We start from the raw sequence: 20,434 nt of genomic DNA, 5'->3' as shown, positions 1-20,434 counted from the left end.
CAGGCTTGCGAGACGCTTGACTTATGCAGCCGCTGGCCAGTATATCCGCACCACCTTGATCGAGCTTGGCTCATCGGGCGTGTAGCTCAGCGGGAGAGCACTCCCTTCACACGGGAGGGGTCACAGGTTCAATCCCTGTCACGCCCACCATTCACTTCATTGAAATTAAAGAAAAATCCCGATCCATCAAATTTCCAACTCGGCAATGGTTGGAAATCGATGCCGCCTGATTTTATCAAAGTACCAATGGCACAAAAAAGAAGATGCCGAGGCAGCGGTTCTGAGGTAATGCTCCTCGCGATTGATAGCTGTATGGAAATATTCAGAAGATGGAATGGATTCCGATATTCTTCGTGGTGTTCAAGGTTCTCGTGTTAGGCGTGGCCATGTTCTTCGCCATCAAGTGGCATTACGACGAAGATAAAAAGAAAAAGAATAACGAAATGAGCGGGTCGTAAGAGCCCGCCTCATCACGTACAGCCACCGCACTTATTGCCTAAACAAAAACCCGCCGAAGCGGGGTAGTGACTGCTGACCCTGCGTCAACAGCATTGGATCGGTTTTCTTCGGCGCCTCGATAACGACGTGTCTACGCCAAAACCAGTTGTGAAGGCGAATATCAGTTCCAGAACAGATAACGATCCTGCCAGACAACTCGGCACTGAGTTTCTATTTCGGCAGTGGATCGATGTGGGAATTCGTCGTGTAGTCGTTCGGCAATCGGATTTAGCGAAAGGGTCTTGGGTATAATCAATTCGGCCCGGTCGGCCTGGGCGCTAATAGCATTCAGCAACAGAGCGTCTTCTGATCTCATCATAGAGTATCCTTATGGTGATGGGCATAAGCCAGTCTTGAAAAATGCAAAGCAGGAAATGTTCGCAAAGGAATTGGCTGAAGGTCTGACAGCAGACGGGCATATCAGCGAGCCGGATTTGAGCCTAATCTTGGCAATAAAATGCGTCTGAAAGCAAATGAAAACATTTTGAAGCGAATTGATGAAATACGCGCCAGGGTGACTGAAAAAGCCGAGTGGAAGGCCGTGGCAGGCTGCGCATGCTCGCTGACATTGCCGAAAAAGCGAAGACGGAAGCTCCACGCATCACCGTATCTGCAATCGCGGAAGCGAACAAAATGCAGGGCAATCAACCGAAGTAGGTCAGGCTGTTATTGGATTCGACTGTCGAAGTGGGCCAGTCGCCACGCTCACTCTTTCTGTGGGAAATTTCAGGGACGTTCATATCTCCAAAGCATGATGCACGCCGCAATTACCACCGCAGATGTCAGCACGCCTATGACAATAGAGAATAGAACCATTGCATTACCCCTGCTGCCTTCGTTTTCTTTATTGGGTCAGAGAATGACCGAGGAAATTCACTTCGTCAGGTCGACAATGACGAATCAACATTCCATGCATTTGAATTGACGAGTCGCGGTTTATGGCTTTCCAGCGTGAACTGGAAAACACGCGCAATTATCCGCCTCGCGACGTATATTTCTTGTTGCTGTTATAAAACTTTCACCGTTGCCGGATAGGCGAGGGCGTCCGCTCGTTACGCGGATTGGAAGGGCATAAGGGGCCGAATAAAATTATCGCTGATATGGTGGATTCGTTGCGTGGAGCGGCGATGAAAGGAATTACTTTATTTTTATTCTGAATATTTTTGTATTTATAAAATATATATGAAGTAACTTTTATATCACATATAAATAATTCACAAAACTTACATTGAATAAACATTGATCAAGTTATTGTGAATAAATATAGCGGTGGCGTCTAACTCATCTACTGGAGACGCATTTATGAATATCAGAAAAGTTCTTCTCGGTTCGGCAGCATCGCTCGTAGCGATTTCTGGCGCGCAAGCAGCCGATGCGATCGTGGCACCTGAGCCGGAAGCAGTCGAATATGTCCGTGTATGCGATGCATATGGTGCTGGCTATTTCTACATTCCGGGGACGGAAACCTGCCTTCGCATTCATGGTTATGTTCGCTACGACGCAAGCGGTGGCGACAACAATTATGCTCGTACCCCCGCACAGCTGGAGCGCGACACCTGGAACAAGCTGGCCCGCGTCAGCCTTCGTTTCTCGACCGCTTCCGAAACAGAACTCGGCACGCTCAAGACCTATAGCGAACTGCGTTACGACTGGAACGGCGACGGCAACGGCAAAGCCAACAATTACAATGGCGGCTCCACCAGCACCTCGCTGCGTTACGCCTATATTCAGCTTGGCGGTCTGCGTATTGGTCTGGATGAATCGGCTTTCGTCACCTTCACCGGTTACCTCGGCAACGTCATCAGCGACGACGTGATCCTCGCTGGCGGCTACCGTACCAACCTCATCAGCTACACCTTCAAGGGCGGGAACGGTTTCTCGGCCATTGTCTCCTTTGAAGAAGGTGGCAACACCGACTCGAACGTAGACGTCACCATCAAGGATTACATGCCGCATGTGGTCGGTGGCCTGAAATACGAGCAGAGCTGGGGCAAGATCGCCGGTGTCGTCGCCTATGACGCCCGTAACGAGGAATGGGCCGGAAAGGTCCGCGGCGATGTTAACATCACCGATCAGTTCTCGGTCTGGCTGCAGGGCGCATACAAGTCCAACGACGATCATTACGGCACGTCGGGCGGTTATCGCGTCCGTATCATCGACTCGTTCTACGGCACCTGGGGCGGTGACTGGGCAGTCTGGGGCGGCGCAGCCTACAAGGCAACCAGCAAGGCCACTTTCAACGTACAGGCCGCTTATGACGACAGCGAAACCTTCGCTGCAACGGCAAACGTTGCCTACCAGATCGTTCCTGGCTTCACCATCACGCCTGAAGTTTCCTACACCAAGTGGCAGGACAAGAACACGAGCATGGACGGCAAAGACGCCTGGCAGGGCAAGATCCGCTTCCAGCGCTCGTTCTGATATTCTAGCTGATACGCTGGCTAATAGTGCCCGCTTCGGCACACGCATTGTCGTAGAACTATGATGACCTCCAGTCCATGTTTCTAGCGACAGAGGCGGCGGCCCATTCGGCCGCCGCTTTTTTTGTTTTATAGTGAAACACCTGTTTCGCCATCTTGCTTCCGCCTGACAAAAACCTGTTCGAACTCTGCCTGTCCGGACAAGCTTGGCTTGCTGTCGAGGTTCTCATCACTATCTATATCCAAAAAGGGAGCATAGATGACGGTGAGAATGATGAGCATGGATGCCTATAGTTCGATGACGGAAAAGAAGCCTTTTTCGGTTCCTGCCAATGAAGTCGAGCGACTTGAAAGCGTCCGTAGTCTTGTTTCCGTGTCCAGCCTTGGACTGCCCGAACTGGATACCCTTGTATCGCTTGTGAAAGACGTTTTTGACGTCAGCACGTCTGCTCTCAACATCATCGACGAGGACTGGCAGCGTGTTGCTGCCAATGCTGGCGAAAAGGTCAGCAGTTGTCCCCGCGAGTTGACTGCCTGCACCTTCGTGGTGGAAAGCGGTGAGCTATTCGTGATTGAGGATATGGTCGAGAACGACCTCTTTTGCAGCATGCCTTATGTGACCGGCGAACCGCGTTTCCGCTTTTATGCTGGTGCACCGGTGTCTGTCGATGCCGGATTGACGGTCGGCTCCCTGTGCATTGTCGATAGCAGGCCGCGAAAGATTTCCGATACGGAACGTGCCAAGCTTGAGGATTTTGCCCGCATTGCGAGTGGATTGCTGCGGTTGCAAAAGACCAACAAATTCCTCACTGACGATTCCACCGCTCTCAAGCGCCTCGCACTGACCGACCGCCTGACCAAACTTTATAATCGCGGGGCTCTCACCGAACTTGCCATTCCGATGATCGAAAAAGCCTTGCAGCAGGGCAAGCCGATTGGTGCGCTGCTAATTGATCTCGATCGGTTCAAGGCGGTCAACGACACCTACGGTCACCTGATGGGCGACGCGCTTCTGATCGAAGCGGCTCAACGTTTGCGTTCCGCCTTAAGGGAAACAGATATTCCGGTGCGTGTGGGAGGTGACGAATTCGCCGTCATTCTTCCTGATGAAGATTGCATGGAAATCATCGAGACGGTGGCTGGAAGGGTGGTTGAGGCTTTTCGAGAACCTTTCCTCATCCACGGCGTCAATCTGGATGTTTCGGCAAGCGTCGGGGCAGTTCTCGCACCGCGCGACGGCACAACGCCGGACACGCTCGCCCGCAATGCGGACATTGCGCTCTATGAGGCAAAGGGCAAAGGTCGTAACTGCTATAGTATTTTCGGTGAAGCTGGAAACAAAGTATAATAAAAACAGTGTGATATGTATATTTTCGAGATTCTGCATTAACTAGATAGAAAAAGCCCGAACTGATCAGTCCGGGCTTCTATATTCTTACGTCCGGCTCTTAATCGAGTACGTAGCAGGCTTTAGCCTTACCGCGTGCGGGATCGCCGAAGGCGCGATTGTCACATTGGACGCCATTGCGGAAGACGCCTTCCGTGAACCGGCCATTTGCGCCGTAGCGGACGCGCTTGCGACCGTAAAAATCGCAGAACCCGCCTTCCTTCGCACAACGGCTCCAGTCGCGGTCGCGGTCATCATAGCGGTCATACGGATCATACCGATCCTGGCGTCCGGGGCGATCAGGGCGACCCGGACGGCCAGGCCTGTCTTCCCAGCGATCCTGAACCACGAAGGAGCAGCTTTTCTTTTTGCCCGGCGCCGGGTCACCGAAGACGCGGTTCGAACAGGTGACCTGTGGCCGATCAATGAAGCGCGACGTATTTTGTCCGCCGGTGCCATAGACCACTTCTGCCGGGTAGGGCAGCTGGCAGACTCCGTTCTCACTTGCGCAGCGCTGCAACTTGGCTGCGGACGCCGGCGTTACAAGGGGGGAGAGGACGGCCACCAGGCCGCCAAGGCATAGTGAAGCAACAGTCGTCTTGAGTGCAGGTGTCATGATGAGTCCCTCTGATATCGATGAAATATGCTTTAGTTCCGATATCTTGAACAGAGGATGAATGCGCAGTTCACAAAGAGCTGCAAGCTTGCAACGCCTGACAGGAATTTTGCGGGTGTCGAAGAGCTGGAACGAATGTGGGGTCGACAATCATTTCCTGCTCTGGTTTGCTTGGAGCTGGAGTGAGGACCAGAAATGCACCATCTGCCTTTCAGTTTCAAATTGATTGTCGTTATTCTGGCGGCCATGATTGCCACTGGCTTCTATGTCGGCCACAAGACCAAGGAAGTGCGCCAGACCTCGCTTGTTCAGCACGTTGCGCCTTCTGAAGCTGGAATATAATCCGGCGACCACTCCTGAACCGCTTCCTTTCCCGCAGCTTTCATGAAATGAGAGTGAAACACTCACGTTCAATCTTTGGAAGGCTGCCCATATGCACGGCGAATACAAAGTCCACGGCGGAAAACTTGTCGTTGTCGATCTGGATGTTCGTGACGGGCGTCTGAGCAATGTGCAGGTGGCGGGCGACTTCTTCCTGGAGCCGGACGAGGCTCTGGAGGATATCCGCAACGCTGTCGAAGGTCTCTCTGCCGACGCGTCGTCGGAGCAGATTGCCGACGCTGTGAGGGCAGGTCTGCGGCCCGAGGCCATGATGCTCGGCTTCAGCCCGGAAGCGGTTGCGATTGCCGTCCGGCGGGCTTTGGGTGTTGCCCGCACATGGCGGGATTTCGAATGGCAGATCGTTGAAATGCCTGCGGTTTCCCCTGCCATGCATCTTGCGCTTGACGAGGTTCTGGCGCAGGAGGTTGCCGCCGGACGCCGCGCGCCAACATTACGCTTCTGGGAATGGGAACGCCCCGCCATCATCATCGGCGCATTTCAGTCACTGCGCAATGAAGTCGATATGGACGCAACGCGGGAATTCGGCGTCGAAACTGTCCGTCGCGTTACCGGTGGCGGCGCGATGTTTGTGGAACCCGGCAGTACCATCACCTATTCGCTTTATGCGCCGGGCGAACTCGTAGGGGATATGAGCTTCGCCGATTCCTACGCATTTCTGGATGATTGGGTGTTGAAAGCGCTCAACTCCCTCGGCATCGATGCTTTCTATAAACCGCTGAACGATATTTCGAGCTCCAAGGGCAAGATCGGCGGCGCGGCGCAGAAACGCTTTTCCAAGGGGACAGTTCTCCACCATGTCACCATGGCTTATGACATGGATGCCGAGAAGATGGTGAAGGTCCTGCGTATCGGGCGCGAGAAGTTGAGTGACAAGGGCACAGCCAGTGCAGTCAAGCGTGTCGACCCGGTGCGCAGCCAGACAGGACTGCCGCGCGAAGAAGTCATCAAGCGCATGAAGGATATGTTCGTGTCGCTGAATGGCGGCGTGAGCAGCAAGATTACGCCGGAAGAATATGCAGCTGCGGAAAAGCTTGCGGTCGAGAAATTCTCGACCCAGCAATGGTTACGTAATATTCCCTGAGCCTTCCGTCCGACACTTGATCGCGAAGCGGGGTGACTTGCCCGTGCTGTCATGGCATAGGGAGGCCGCAACGCGACAACCTTACGCTCCATTCCACTCAACAAAGTCCTCCCGTTCCATGATCCGCATCGACAATATCAGCAAGTCCAACAGCCATCGCATTCTCTATATCGAGGCTTCCGCCGCTTTGAACCGTGGCGAAAAGATCGGCCTTGTCGGTCCAAACGGTGCGGGCAAGACAACCCTGTTTCGCATGATCACCGGCGATGAACTGCCGGACGAAGGCCAGGTTTCCGTCGAAAAAGGCGTCACGGTCGGTTATTTCGACCAGAATGTCGGCGAAATGGGCGGTCGATCAGCCGTTGCGGAAGTGATGGAAGGTGCGGGGCCCGTCAGCGTAGTTGCGGCTGAACTTCGCGAGCTGGAAGCCGCGATGGTCGATCCGGACCGTATGGACGAGATGGATGTGATCATCGAGCGCTACGGTGAAGTGCAGGCGCGCTACGAGGAGCTGGATGGCTACGGTCTCGATGGCCGTGCGCGCGAAGTTTTGGCCGGTCTCAGCTTTACGCAGGAAATGATGGATGGCGATGTCGGCAAGCTCTCCGGCGGTTGGAAAATGCGTGTTGCGCTGGCGCGCATTCTGCTGATGCGCCCGGATGTGATGCTGCTCGACGAACCGAGCAACCATCTTGATCTCGAAAGCCTCATCTGGCTGGAAGCATTCCTCAAGAACTACGACGGCGCGTTGCTGATGACTTCGCACGACCGTGAATTCATGAACCGCATCGTGACCAAGATCATTGAAATCGATGGTGGTTCGCTCACGACCTATTCCGGCGACTATGGCTTCTATGAGGGCCAGCGGGCGCTGAACGAAAAGCAGCAGCAGGCACAGTTTGAGCGCCAGCAGGCCATGCTTGCCAAAGAAATCAAGTTTATCGAGCGCTTCAAGGCGCGCGCGTCCCACGCTTCGCAGGTTCAAAGCCGCGTAAAGAAGCTGGAGAAGATCGACCGCGTGGAGCCGCCACGCCGCCGCCAGACGGTCGCTTTCGACTTTGCCCCGGCGCCGCGTTCGGGTGAGGACGTTGTGAGCCTGAAGGGTGTGCACAAGACCTATGGCAGCCGCACGATCTATGACGGTTTTGACTTCATGGTTCGCCGCCGCGAACGGTGGTGCATCATGGGCATCAATGGTGCAGGAAAATCGACGCTGCTGAAACTGGTTGCAGGCGCTGCCGAGCCGGACAAGGGCAACGTCAATGTTGGCGCTAGCGTCAAGCTCGGCTATTTCGCGCAGCATGCGATGGATGTGCTCGACGGCGATGCAACGATACTGGAATGGCTGGAAGAGCGCTTCCCGAAGGCAGGGCAGGCCCCACTTCGCGCACTGGCTGGCTGCTTCGGATTCTCCGGTGACGATATCGAAAAGAAGTGCCGGGTGCTTTCGGGCGGTGAAAAGGCGCGTCTGGTCATGGCGGCCATGCTGTTCGATCCGCCGAATTTCCTGGTCCTGGACGAGCCGACCAACCACCTTGATCTCGATACGAAGGAAATGCTCATCAAGGCGCTTGCTGCCTATGAGGGAACGATGCTGTTCGTATCGCACGACCGGCATTTCCTCGGCGCTTTGTCGAACCGGGTTCTGGAACTGACACCGGATGGCATCCAGCAATATGGCGGCGGCTATACGGAATATGTGGAACGCACGGGGCAGGAGGCTCCGGGGTTGCGTTCATAGGGCGCTTCAACTGTCTGTTCTGGCGCGCATCTCATCCGAAAACCGTTTCACACTTTTCGGGATGCGCTCTAACGGCAAAATTTGCGCCGCTTAATCAAAATAAGCCATTGATGCATATGCGCGGTTCAGTTAGAAACGCGCATGTAAAGGCTTCGAGCCTTCCGGCAATGCACCCGTAGCTCAGCTGGATAGAGTGCTGCCCTCCGAAGGCAGAGGTCACAGGTTCGAATCCTGTCGGGTGCGCCATTTTTCTCCAAAAATCCGTTAAGTATCAATGGTTTCTATGATTTCTCGGCCTTTCCGGTCCATAAACGGGTCTACGGAAGGTGCGCAATGGGCTTGCATTGAAGCGCATCGTCATTACCCAAGCAGGGACATATCACTATCGCCGTCGATTCCTGCGAGACGTTGCACAGGTATGCGCCCGAAGGGTCATCATACGACCGTCGCTCCTCCTGGCGCTAATTGGATTGATTGGGTCGCTGGCCCCTGTGTTTCAAGCATCTGAAATTCACTGTGGAATTTCTGCAGGACAAGCTCCGCCCTTGTGGCGGCTGGCTATCTCGCCGGCGTGAAGGCCGTCAACTGCGCGACCGAATGAAGAAAACGAACAAGCCTCTCGATCGGGTACGGGCAGCATCACGTTCTTAAAGAGTTTTTTCCGTCCTGGCCAAGCTGCCTGCGAACAAACTCAACAACATTTCGAAGCGGAGCTGTGAGCTTCCAACAAGTTGAATTGCGGAGTTGGTCTATTTCATTCGTATATTTTACTACATCTTGTTGGGATTTTGAAAGCGCTTCCAAATGGACGTTGCTTTCCGCCTTTTGATTGGCAAGCTGCTCGGAAAGTACGTTATTGCGTTCAGTTAGTGTGCGTAATTCTTCAGATAGTACCTCGATCCTCCTAGCATCGTCGTGTAAAAATCTAATGTTGTCCCAGGCAATCCTATTAATTAAATCGGTTGCGGCACGACGTATTTTTGCCGGCCACAAGACTGGCTCTTCAAACAGCATTGATGCGAATACACTCTGCTCGTTCATTGAAGCTGGTACGTTGGGCCTGAGAGCGGTGGGCCACCAATCAGCGCTGTCAGCGATATCAAGAAAATTGGCGAGTTGAGGCATGCCTGAACTTCGTGACTGTTTCCAGTGTGCCGAAAAATGAAGTACTGTCGGCAAGCGCCGATAAGTCAATGGATCGTCAGGGTTCTTTTGGATAATTTCGTGCCATAGCCGCCAGTCGCCGGCGGAAGAAACATCTTCTGGCCAAACATCCCTTTGCGACAGCGCGTCTGCCCGGTAAGCGAAGCAACTGGCTGGTATCGAGTTTTGATGCAGTATAAAGAATTCACGTTCATCTTCGAACTCAAGATTTGTCAAAAATGGTGCCGCAATTCCATCTGTCGAAATCCAAATTGCCTGAGTATACGCGAGCGCGCTTCCTCCGCTTAATGCCTCCTCCAATACCTCCAGATGATCTGGCAATATTAGGTCATCGTCCGCCATGAAGGCGATGAATTTACCGCGCGATTCTTTCAATGCAATATTACGATTTGCATAGCCAAAATGCGGCGCCTTAGGCAGGTCAAAAAAGCGAATCCGAGGGTCGTTGAAGCCTTGCAAAATTGTACGCGTTTCGGGCGGGCATCCGTCCCCGACAACGAGTAGTTCAAAATCCTTAACTGTCTGATTTAATACTGATTGCACCGCATAGCCGATTACATCGACCCGGCTATGGGTAGGAAGCAATATCGAGAACAGAGGATCGCTTACCATCCCTTTGCTGCTCCGAAGTCATAAGGTATCAGATCCGTATCGAGAGGGAGGCGGTATTTATCTGGTTTTGAATGATCATATTGTATCGTTGGGAAATTCAGCACTACGAGTTCGGAGTTACCTATGTTGTGATCTGCATGCCAAACAAACTTCGGCACATTTACAAGCCTTGGCTGGCTTCCGGATAAATATACTTTGCAAATTTTATTGTAAGTGCTCGATTCCGGCCTTGGATCAAATAAGACAAGCTCTAATTCGCCGCTGATCACAAAGTATCTATCTTCGTGCTCCTTATGTAGTCCCCAGCCTTTTACCATGCCGGGGCGTATCGTGAACATATAGGAAAACACCATCGGATCTGGATGCCAGTTCCAGCGCGGGTCATATATTTCCGTTACGCTGCCACGGTCATCACTATGACGGATACTTTCATAGAAAGACATCCCGTCCAGCAGAGGTGCAACGCTGCGGCGATTATCGTCAACTGTTCTCTGGTCTTGTTTTGCTGCGTCAAGAGTCACATCAAGTAGGCTATTCATTGCACACCTTTGGCAATATTTGCGTGTTATGTTTAATGTATTCTATTATTTTCCATAATTTCGCGCCAATGTTTGGAACGATTTATGTTTATTTTAGTTAGCCCTCCCGCTGGGAACATCAACTCGTTAGCTTTATCCTAATCGCTTATCATGATTACTTTTTTATCGTTGAAAAGGTCTATTTTGTTTCGATCTTATCTATTGTCGGCGGTAGCTGTACGGTAGTTTGCAAAGTAGGTTTTAGTGCTTGCCTAATTGATGAAGACACCGAAGGCAGAGGGCACAGGTTCGCATCGTGTCGGGTGCGCCATTTACTTGATGAGCTTGATGAACAGCGTTTGTGCGTGCAATCGGGACAGAATCGAGAACTATTTCCGTAATCAAAAAGACATTGTGCAAGCTCCATCGAACCATCTATTGATAGCGGCGGGGGAGAAATCATGACGAGTCGGCAATTTGGCATTGCCTGCTTGAACCTCCCCTTGCCAGGGGCTTAACCAGAAGTTCAATTCTGGAAAAGCCAAAATGAAATGGGAGGGATCTGAATGCGCGTATTAAAGCGTATCGCTGTGGCAGCTTCGATTGTGGGGATCGCGGCAACGGCAAGTGGTTTGGTGATCGGCGCGGCAACTGCCGAAGAGCCATTGAAACTTGTAATCGGAACGGAAGGCGCCTATCCGCCGTTCAATTTCACCAATCCGGATGGCTCGCTGTCGGGCTTTGATGTCGATATTGCAAGGGCGCTCTGCGAGGAAATGAAAGCCGAGTGTACATTCATCACGCAGGAGTGGGATGGCACTATTCCGGCACTTCAGGCCGGAAAGTTTGACGCTTATGTATCCTCCATGTCGATCACGGATGAGCGCAAGAAGCAGGTCGACTTCTCCAATAAGTATTACAACACGCCTCCCGGCATCGCGGTACCCAAGGACAGCGACATCAAGGGTGTGACCAAGGAAGACCTTGCCGGCAAGACAATTGGCGTTCAGGTGTCAACGACGCACGCCAACTATGCCGAACACGCCTTCACCGACAGCACGATCAAGGCTTATCCGACTGCCGAAGAATACCGGCTCGATATGGCCAATGGTCGCCTTGATGCCGTCAACGACGACAGTGTAACGCTGAGCGAATGGCTGAAGACGCCGGATGGTGCCTGCTGCAAGATGGTCGGCACTTATCCGTCCGACGACAACATCCATGGTGTTGGCGTCGGCGTTGCCTTGAAGAAGGGCCGCCCTGAACTGGTCGAAAAGTTCAACAATGCCATCAAGGCGATCCGCGCGAACGGCAAGTACAAGGAAGTCAACGACAAGTACTTTGATTTCGACGCTTACGGCGCTGAAAACTGATCGCGCAGAACCAATGGGTCGTTCGGCATACTGAATTTTGCAACACCGCCCAATTTGGGCGGTGTTGCTGTGTCAGAAGGGCTACTCGCGCACGCGCAATAGCTAATCCATATAATTACGAGGCATTTGTTGGCGTTGAGAAATTCTCCGCCAGCAAGGACAATGTTGATCTTCCGGCGCAAGGGAGGTCAAAATGTATCAAATATTGTGCCTGACGATTTCAGGCTTCGTACTTGTTGCAATTTATTCATTTTACGACCGGGAAAAGCCCGGACTATCCTATTCCGCGTCAAACGGTTGTATCTGCGATAAGAACCGCGAACCGGTCTCAGCATGTCTGGATGTTTGCCAGCCTGCGAACTGAAGATTGCCGGAACACTGAAATCAGGAGTCCAAATGCGACCTGAAAATCTCGTCATTCGCGCAGTAGAAGCTACGGATGCTGAAGGTCTCACCCGCCTGCAGAACATGCCGGGATTTCGGTTCGGCACTTTACGCACGCCGTTCCAGCGCCTTGAGACCACGAAGAAATGGCTGGATTCGCTCGGACCGGAATCGACGGTGATTGTTGCGACGATCAATGAGGAGATCGTCGCAAACGCTGGCTTGCTGCGGCGCACCGGAAGACGGAGCCATACCGCAGGCATTATAATGGGAATAGACGACCAGTATGTCGGCAAGGGGATAGGCACGGCACTTATGACCGAGCTGATCGAGATCGCCGATAACTGGCTCGGTCTGAAGCGGCTTGAACTGACCGTTTATGTCGACAATGTCGCCGCGATCCATCTCTATGAGAAGTTCGGTTTCGTCCCGGAGGGCATTCACGTGAAGGATGCTTTCCGAGCCGGAGAGTTTGTCGATTCACTTGCAATGGCCAGGCTCAATTTCTGATGCATTGCGCCAAAAATTGAGCGCCGAATGTTGTCTCCATTGGGTTGACTGACGAGTATCCGCATGGCCGCTGAACGAGAGTTACCCTTCGTCAACAACTGAGTGCGAAACAAACGTTGCATTTTCGCCACAATGCGTTGCATAGATGCAACGCTATTGGGTAACATGGTTAACATGAGCACGGCGAATCTGACGACGGACATGAACGGCGAGAAACAATCATCGCAAGGCGGCGAGGGGCGCAGGCTTCTGGCGCTGCCGGGTATCATCACTGTTGTTTCAGCGCTGATTACGGCATCGATATCCTTCGCCATTCTGATTGGCATTACCCCGATCACGCCTGACCGGACGGTAACGCTGGCATTGGTCATTATCAATGTCGCGTTGATTCTGTTCCTCATTCTGCTGATTTGCCGCGAAGTCTATCGCATCGTCATGGCCCGCCGGCTTGGAAAGGCCGCTTCGCGCCTGCATGTCCGCATCGTCGCGCTGTTTTCGTTGATTGCGGCGGTTCCTGCCATCGTGGTGGCCATCGTTGCTTCCGTAACGCTCAATCTGGGTCTGGATCGCTGGTTTGACACCAATACCCGAGACATTGTGAGTTCATCGCAGAGCCTGACCACCGCCTATATCCGCGAAACCGCGCTTAACCTGCAAAGCACGTCCTATTCGATGCTGCAGGATCTCGATGCGCAGCGCACCATCTACAGTCTTGATCGTGGCGGCTTCGTCCAGTTGATGACGTTGCAGACGCGCGGTCGCGGTCTGCTCGGTGCGTTCCTGGTGCGTGAAAATGGTGAAGTGGTCGTCAAAAGCGATACCGGCGTCGAAGATCGCTTGCCCCCGCCGACTGAAGATGCACTGAAGACGGCACCGGACGGCAAGCCGGTCATCATCCCGCCGGGAAACAGTAATTTCGTCGGCGCAATTATCAAGATGCGCGAAATACCGGACGTCTATCTCTATACGGTTCGCGCCGTGGATTCGCAGATTCTCGACGCCATGCGCCTGATGGAAGCCAACACCCAGCGCTATCAGGAAATGGATGCGAACCGCATTCCAACGCAGATCGCGTTCGCGCTGCTCTATTTCGGTCTGACGCTGATCGTTCTGCTTTCGGCGATCTGGACCGGTATTGCTGTTGCTGACCGGCTGGTGCGCCCGATCCGTCTGCTGATCGGCGCGTCGGACGACGTGGCGGCTGGTAACCTCGATATCTCGGTTCCGGTACGCGCTTCGGACGGTGATGTCGGCGCATTGTCCGGCACTTTCAACAACATGGTCGCGGAACTTAAGAGCCAGCGTAACGAGTTGATTTCCGCCAAGGACCAGATCGATGAGCGCCGTCGCTTCTCTGAAGCCGTGCTTTCCGGTGTGACGGCAGGCGTCATCGGCATCGAAACAGATGGCTGTATCTCCATTCTGAACCGTTCCGCAGAGCATATGTTCGGTGTCACATCGGATGATGCTGTTGGCAAAAGCCTTACCAGCATTGCGCCAGAGATTGGGCAGGCTTTCGAGGTCGCCCGTTCAACGGGACGTGCCGTACACCGCGAGCAGGTCAGCATGACCCGCGGCGGCGTGGCGCGCACGTTCAACGTGCAGGTGACCGTCGAGGATACGGAATCCGAAGATCATTCCTATGTGGTGACCGTGGATGACATCACCGATCTGGTGCAGGCACAGCGTTCGTCGGCCTGGGCGGATGTCGCCCGCCGCATTGCGCATGAGATCAAGAATCCGCTCACGCCGATCCAGCTTTCAGCCGAACGCATTCGCCGCCGTTACGGCAAGGTGATCACCGAGGATCGCGAGGTTTTCGACCAGTGCACGGATACGATCATCCGCCAGGTGGGAGATATCGGGCGCATGGTCGATGAATTCTCCGCCTTTGCCCGCATGCCGAAGCCGGAAATGCGGCTTATGGACATGCGCGAGGCATTGCGCGAAGCCTCGTTCCTGATTGAAGTCAGCCGCAGCGATATTCGCTTCCAGAACGATTTCGGAGCGGAAAAACTGGTCGGTTCCTTCGACAGCCGCCTGATCGGGCAGGCGTTCGGCAATGTCATCAAGAATGCCAGCGAAGCCATTGACGGACTTCCGAAGGAAGATCGCGCCAAGGAAGGCGAAGGCGGGCATATCCTCATCCGTTCCTATCAGGCGGACGGGCAACTGGTTGTCGATGTTATTGACAATGGCAAGGGCCTGCCGGGCGACGACCGCCAGAAGCTGCTCGAACCTTATATGACGACGCGCGAGAAGGGCACTGGCCTTGGTCTCGCGATTGTCCGCAAGATCGTCGAGGATCATGGCGGGCATCTGGAATTGCATGACGCGCCTTCGGATTTCCACGGAGGCCGAGGCGCGATGATACGCATGGTCTTCCCGCAAGCGCCTGCCAACGAAGCTGGTGCGAATGCGGGACCTGCCGGCGAGGCTGGCACCAATGCGGAAAATGACCAAAAGAACATAGCTGGACAGGTGATTTGATATGGCTGCCGATATTCTTGTAGTTGATGACGAAGCGGATATCCGGGAACTTGTTGCAGGCATCCTGAGCGATGAAGGCCATGAAACCCGCACGGCTTTCGATGCGGACAGCGCGCTCGCAGCGATCAACGATCGCGTTCCCCGGCTGGTTTTCCTGGATATCTGGCTGCAGGGCAGCCGTCTGGATGGTCTGGCGCTGCTCGATGAAATCAAGAAGCAGCACCCCGAACTGCCGGTGGTGATGATTTCCGGTCACGGCAACATCGAAACGGCGGTGTCTGCCATCCGGCGCGGCGCTTACGATTTCATCGAAAAGCCGTTCAAGGCTGATCGTCTGATCCTCGTTGCGGAACGGGCGCTTGAAACCTCGAAGCTGAAGCGCGAAGTCTCGAACTTGCGCAAACGTACTGGCGACCATCTGGAATTGATCGGTGCATCACTGGTGTTGAACCAGCTGCGCCAGACCATTGAACGCGTGGCGCCAACCAACAGCCGCATCATGATCACTGGCCCGTCGGGTGCGGGCAAGGAACTTGCCGCGCGTGCCATCCATGCGCAGTCGAGCCGCGCCAGTGGACCGTTCGTGACCGTTAATGCCGCAACCATCACGCCAGAGCGGATGGAGATCGAGCTTTTCGGCACAGAGATGGACGGCGGCGAGCGCAAGGTTGGCGCTCTGGAAGAAGCCCATGGCGGTATTCTCTATCTCGATGAAGTTGCGGATATGCCGCGCGAGACGCAAAACAAGATTCTGCGTGTGCTTGTCGACCAGCAGTTTGAGCGCGTTGGCGGCACCAAGCGCGTGAAGGTGGATGTGCGTATCATCTCCTCGACGGCACAGAACCTCGAAGGCATGATTGCGGAAGGCACGTTCCGCGAAGACCTGTTCCACCGTCTGTCGGTTGTCCCTGTGCAGGTGCCGCCGCTTGCATCCCGGCGCGAGGATATTCCGTCTCTGGTTGATTACTTCATGAAGCAGATTGCCGAACAGGCTGGCATCAAGCCGCGCAAGATCGGGCCAGACGCGATGGCGGTTCTGCAGGCGCATAGCTGGCCGGGCAATCTTCGCCAGCTTCGCAACAATGTCGAACGCCTGATGATTCTGGCACGTGGCGACGATCCCGAAGAGCCCGTGACAGCCGATCTTTTGCCGGCTGAGATCGGCGACACCCTGCCACGCGCACCAACGGAATCCGACCAGCACATCATGGCGCTTCCGTTGCGCGAGGCGCGCGAGCGTTTCGAGAAGGAATATCTGATCGCCCAGATCAACCGGTTCGGCGGCAATATTTCGCGCACGGCGGAGTTCGTTGGCATGGAGCGTTCGGCGCTGCATCGCAAACTGAAGTCTCTGGGCGTATAAGCATTTAGGGCGCTCCAGCCAAAGAGGAGAGGCTGGAGCCGCTCTAGATATCTGTTTTGTTGCATTATCCTACGCAAAACCGCTTCGCACTTTTGCTGGAAATGCTCTCATTGTCTCGGACGGAGCAGTCATGCGGGTAATCGTTTGCGGAGCAGGGCAAGTCGGATACGGCATCGCCGAGCGGCTTGCCGCCGAAGAGAACGATGTCTCTGTCATCGATACATCCGCACGCCATGTCGAGATCGTGCGCGACACACTTGATGTGCGGGGATTTGTCGGTCACGGGTCGCAGCCCGATGTGCTTGCGGCTGCGGGCGCAGACGAAGCGGATATGATCATTGCCGTCACATTGTCCGACGAGGTCAATATGGTGGCCTGTCAGGTGGCGCACTCGGTGTTCAACGTGCCAACCAAGATTGCCCGCATCCGTGCGCAATCCTATCTCAAGGCCGAGTATCAGGACCTGTTCCTGCGCGAAAACCTGCCAATCGATGTTATCATTTCGCCTGAACTGGAAGTGGGCGAGGTGGTTCTGCGACGCATCGCGTTGCAGGGCGCGACAGACGTGTTGCGCTTCGCGGACGACAAGATCATCGGTCTCGCGATCGAATGTCTTGATGAATGTCCGGTCATCAATACGCCGCTGAAACAGCTGACTGATCTGTTTCCCGATCTTGCAGCGACTGTCGTTGGCGTGGTGCGCAATGATAGCCTGTTCATCCCGCGCTCATCCGACGAGCTGAACGCGGGCGATCTGGCCTATGTCGTGACAACGCGCGAGCAGGTTCGCCGCACGCTTGCCTTGTTCGGGCACGAGAAACCGGAAGCCAGCCGCATCGTTATTGCAGGCGGCGGCAATATTGGTCTCTACGTGGCCAAGGCCATCGAGGACCGCAAGTGGAATACGCGCGTCAAGATGATCGAGAGCGAGCATGATCGTGCGTTCGCGATTGCCGATCAGCTGAAGCGCACCATGGTTCTGCATGGCAGCGCGCTGGACCAGAATCTCCTGCAGGAAGCCGATATTCAGGATGCCGACCTGATGGTGGCACTGACCAATCAGGATCAAGTCAATATCCTGTCGAGCATCATGGCCAAACGTCTGGGCTGCAAGTCCAACATGGCCCTGCTTAATACGGTCGCCTATCAGGATTTTACCCACATGGTGGGGATCGATGCCTACATCAATCCGAAGGCGGTCACGATCTCGAAAATCCTGCAGCATGTGCGCCGGGGCCGCATCCGGGCGGTCTACAGTGTCTATCGCGATATGGCCGAACTGATCGAAGCCGAGGCGCTGGAAACGTCATCGCTCGTCGGTGCGCCGCTGCGCGATCTCGACTTGCCGGAAGGCTTGCGAATCGGGGCAATCTATCGCGACGGGCAGGTGATCCGCCCCAATGGCGATGTGCGGATCAAGCCTAAGGATCGTGTCGTCATTTTCGCAACGTCTGACGCCGTAAAGCATGTGGAGCAGATGTTCCGCGTCAGTCTGGAGTTCTTCTGACGCATTGGGGCATCCCCCCTGTCGGATTGGAACGTTCGTTTCGCTCCGGCCCGGAAGTTTTTGGATCGCACGATAGATTTCACGCAGCCACTGCTTGAACCTCTATAAAATGAAGAGCTTGTCGTGGCCGATTGAGATAACGAAACCATCTCGCCTGACGGAATTTGCCGGGCGACTAATGAAATTGACGGTTGCGCAAAGATTCCCATCCTGTTAACCGAAGCTAAATAGCGAAGCAGTTGTCTTTCCACAGCAATTGCAGTCGAGCCCCGGTTTTGCACGCTCCGGTGCTTGATTTATGTGCATGCGCGTGTTCGTTTAACACATCGCGAGCTGGCTGCTGATCGATTAAAGGAATAAAAACAATGGCTGAACGATCGCAAAATCTACAAGACCTTTTTCTGAATTCTGTACGTAAGCAGAAAATTTCCCTGACGATTTTTCTTATCAATGGCGTGAAACTGACCGGCATTGTAACGTCGTTTGATAATTTCTGCGTGCTTTTGCGCCGTGACGGTCATTCGCAGCTTGTCTACAAGCATGCGATTTCGACGATCATGCCAAGCCAGCCTGTGCAGATGTTCGAAGGCGAAGAAGCCTGACGCTTTGCGAATTCCACTGGAGCGCGATGACTTAGAGCTTTTCCTGTTTTGATTGAATCATTGGAAATGCTCTATAATTTTTTTACGCATGTCTTTGTCCCGAAACCGGTTCCCACTTTCGGGAGACATGCTCCAAGTCGTTTCGTTCCAGTTTTGTTTCTGCTGATGATAACCGGACACGCTCTGCCTGTCCGGTTCGTCATGTTTAAACAATCCGGGGCGTCTTTCATTTGAAACAGCTTTAGCGGCGACTTATCTGCATTGGCAGATAGTGCATTAACCTGATTTTCTCAGCCAAATGCATCCACAATAGGTTCCGCGTCCCGGAGTGAATATATTTGTCCAAGTTCAAGGATAAAAAGCCGACATCTGCCGATGCAGACAAGGCTTTCGAGCTTTCAGAACCTGAGCCCACAAGGGCAGCCGTCATCGTTCCCGTCCTGCCGGAGCGATATAATACGGGCACGTCGGCGGAAGATGGGGCTCGCCCCGAATTTCAGCGCTCGAACGAGGCGCGCCTGGAGGAAGCCGTCGGGCTTGCCAGGGCAATCAATCTCGACATCGAACATGCCGAAATTGCGATTGTCGCCAATCCACGGCCTGCGACCTTGCTTGGCGCGGGAAAGGTGGAATCCATCGCCGAAACCGTCAAGGAAAAGGCTATCGGGCTGGTCATCGTCGATCACGCACTGACACCGGTACAGCAGCGCAATCTCGAAAAGGAATGGAACGTCAAGGTCATCGACCGCACCGGGCTCATTCTCGAAATTTTCGGTGAACGCGCACGCACCAAGGAAGGTGCCTTGCAGGTCGAGCTGGCGCATCTGAATTATCAGAAGGGCCGTCTGGTCAGAAGCTGGACCCACCTTGAGCGTCAGCGCGGTGGTGGCGGCTTCCTCGGTGGTCCGGGTGAAACCCAGATCGAAGCCGACCGTCGTTTGCTGCAGGACAAGATTCTGAAGATCAAGCGCGAGCTTGAAACGGTGGTGCGCACCCGCACACTGCATCGTCAGAAGCGGCGCAAGGTGCCGCATCCGATCGTGGCACTTGTCGGTTATACCAACGCCGGAAAATCTACGCTTTTCAACCGCATGACGGGTGCGGAAGTGTTGGCCGAAGACATGCTCTTCGCCACGCTCGATCCGACATTGCGACGCATTCGCCTTCCGCATGGTGAAACGGTTATCCTGTCGGATACGGTCGGGTTCATTTCGAACCTGCCGCACCATCTCGTCGCTGCCTTCCGCGCCACCCTTGAAGAAGTGGTGGAGGCGGATCTGATCCTGCATGTCCGCGACATTTCCGATCCGGACAATGCCGCGCAGGCGGAAGACGTGGAAAGCATTCTTTCTGGGCTGGGCATCGAGCCGCAGGACCGCAAGCGTGTCGTCGAAATCTGGAACAAGATCGACAACCTTGACGAAAGCGGGCGCGAAGCCGCCCTGCGTCTGGCCGCCGCCGGTAGTGAGGAGGGGCGCCCGATCCCTCTTTCAGCCATTACCGGTGAAGGTGTTGACAGGTTGCTTTCACTTATCGAAACCCGGATAGCGGGCTCGCTCGGCCCGGTCGATGTTGTGCTGTCACCATTCGAGCTCCATCTTCTCGACTGGATTTACCAGCATGGCAGCAGCGTCGAACGCGAGAATCTGGAAGATGGCTCCGTTCGCATCAAGGCGCGACTGACCGAAGTGGCCCGCAAAACGCTGGACGAGAAGCGCGGCATTCGCCCCGAAAAGCCGGAGTCGGATTGGGAGTGAGGCAGGTAG

Annotated in this window: 16 protein-coding genes, 2 tRNA genes and 1 pseudogene; 16 read left to right on the top strand and 3 right to left on the bottom strand. The window is 54.3% G+C overall.

Going from position 1 to position 20,434, the window contains the following annotated elements:
• Positions 1-75: 75 nt before the first annotated feature.
• From OANT_RS11540 to OANT_RS11525, 4 genes are all read left to right on the top strand, one after another.
• Positions 76-150: transfer RNA gene (locus OANT_RS11540), tRNA-Val, on the top strand.
• Between the two features lie 179 nt (positions 151-329).
• Complete coding sequence (locus OANT_RS27140; protein WP_010660176.1) at positions 330-458, top strand: hypothetical protein; 129 nt, start codon at positions 330-332, stop codon at positions 456-458.
• 1,342 nt (positions 459-1,800) lie between these two features.
• A complete protein-coding gene (locus OANT_RS11530) occupies positions 1,801-2,919 on the top strand; it encodes a porin (RefSeq protein WP_012092103.1) in 1,119 nt (372 codons plus the stop codon).
• A gap of 258 nt (positions 2,920-3,177) precedes the next feature.
• Positions 3,178-4,266 (top strand): sensor domain-containing diguanylate cyclase, encoded by a 1,089-nt coding sequence (locus OANT_RS11525; RefSeq protein WP_012092102.1) that lies wholly within the window; start codon positions 3,178-3,180, stop codon positions 4,264-4,266.
• 100 nt (positions 4,267-4,366) lie between these two features.
• On the opposite strand, the gene OANT_RS11520 is transcribed toward OANT_RS11525, so the two are convergent.
• A complete protein-coding gene (locus tag OANT_RS11520; protein ID WP_012092101.1) occupies positions 4,367-4,921 on the bottom strand; it encodes a hypothetical protein in 555 nt (184 codons plus the stop codon).
• A 195-nt stretch (positions 4,922-5,116) separates the two neighbouring features.
• Between OANT_RS11520 and OANT_RS26730 the strand changes: the two genes are divergently transcribed.
• From OANT_RS26730 to OANT_RS11505, 4 genes are all read left to right on the top strand, one after another.
• Positions 5,117-5,263: a hypothetical protein gene (locus OANT_RS26730; RefSeq protein WP_158304328.1), complete on the top strand. Its 147-nt coding sequence runs from the start codon at positions 5,117-5,119 to the stop codon at positions 5,261-5,263.
• Positions 5,264-5,354: 91 nt separating this feature from the next.
• On the top strand, positions 5,355-6,404 hold the full coding sequence (gene lplAB / locus OANT_RS11515) for a lipoate-protein ligase LplAB (RefSeq protein WP_012092100.1): 1,050 nt from the start codon (positions 5,355-5,357) through the stop codon (positions 6,402-6,404).
• Positions 6,405-6,522: 118 nt separating this feature from the next.
• Positions 6,523-8,145 carry a ribosomal protection-like ABC-F family protein gene (gene abc-f / locus OANT_RS11510; protein ID WP_040129321.1) on the top strand — a complete coding sequence of 541 codons (1,623 nt, stop codon included), beginning with the start codon at positions 6,523-6,525 and terminating at the stop codon, positions 8,143-8,145.
• A gap of 169 nt (positions 8,146-8,314) precedes the next feature.
• Positions 8,315-8,391: transfer RNA gene (locus OANT_RS11505), tRNA-Arg, on the top strand.
• A gap of 393 nt (positions 8,392-8,784) precedes the next feature.
• Here OANT_RS11505 and OANT_RS11500 read toward each other — a convergent pair.
• A complete protein-coding gene (locus tag OANT_RS11500) occupies positions 8,785-9,921 on the bottom strand; it encodes a glycosyltransferase family 2 protein (RefSeq protein WP_012092098.1) in 1,137 nt (378 codons plus the stop codon).
• On the bottom strand, positions 9,915-10,460 hold the full coding sequence (locus tag OANT_RS11495; RefSeq protein WP_012092097.1) for a polysaccharide biosynthesis C-terminal domain-containing protein: 546 nt from the start codon (positions 10,458-10,460) through the stop codon (positions 9,915-9,917). The genes OANT_RS11500 and OANT_RS11495 overlap by 7 nt, the downstream gene beginning before the upstream one ends.
• A 545-nt stretch (positions 10,461-11,005) precedes the next feature.
• Here OANT_RS11495 and OANT_RS11490 point away from each other — a divergent pair.
• From OANT_RS11490 to hflX, 8 genes and pseudogenes are all read left to right on the top strand, one after another.
• Complete coding sequence (locus OANT_RS11490) at positions 11,006-11,812, top strand: ABC transporter substrate-binding protein (protein ID WP_010660151.1); 807 nt, start codon at positions 11,006-11,008, stop codon at positions 11,810-11,812.
• A gap of 396 nt (positions 11,813-12,208) precedes the next feature.
• Entirely contained in the window at positions 12,209-12,706 is a 498-nt protein-coding gene (locus tag OANT_RS11485; protein WP_012092095.1) for a GNAT family N-acetyltransferase, read from the top strand.
• 132 nt (positions 12,707-12,838) lie between these two features.
• On the top strand, positions 12,839-15,196 hold the full coding sequence (locus OANT_RS11480) for a sensor histidine kinase NtrY-like (RefSeq protein WP_040129319.1): 2,358 nt from the start codon (positions 12,839-12,841) through the stop codon (positions 15,194-15,196).
• A gap of 1 nt (position 15,197) precedes the next feature.
• Entirely contained in the window at positions 15,198-16,559 is a 1,362-nt protein-coding gene (gene ntrX / locus OANT_RS11475) for a nitrogen assimilation response regulator NtrX (RefSeq protein WP_012092093.1), read from the top strand.
• A 130-nt stretch (positions 16,560-16,689) separates the two neighbouring features.
• On the top strand, positions 16,690-18,066 hold the full coding sequence (gene trkA / locus OANT_RS11470) for a Trk system potassium transporter TrkA (protein ID WP_010660146.1): 1,377 nt from the start codon (positions 16,690-16,692) through the stop codon (positions 18,064-18,066).
• 147 nt (positions 18,067-18,213) lie between these two features.
• Positions 18,214-18,426 (top strand): annotated as a pseudogene (locus OANT_RS26890) (hypothetical protein).
• Between the two features lie 5 nt (positions 18,427-18,431).
• Entirely contained in the window at positions 18,432-18,668 is a 237-nt protein-coding gene (gene hfq, locus OANT_RS11465; RefSeq protein ID WP_002964239.1) for an RNA chaperone Hfq, read from the top strand.
• A gap of 338 nt (positions 18,669-19,006) precedes the next feature.
• Complete coding sequence (gene hflX / locus OANT_RS11460) at positions 19,007-20,425, top strand: GTPase HflX (RefSeq protein WP_012092092.1); 1,419 nt, start codon at positions 19,007-19,009, stop codon at positions 20,423-20,425.
• Positions 20,426-20,434: the final 9 nt, after the last annotated feature.

The organism is Brucella anthropi ATCC 49188, from assembly GCF_000017405.1.
Taxonomy (GTDB): Bacteria; Pseudomonadota; Alphaproteobacteria; order Rhizobiales; family Rhizobiaceae; genus Brucella; species Brucella anthropi.
Note: the sequence above shows the minus strand (reverse complement) of the source record. Positions and strands in the feature narration are given on the sequence as shown.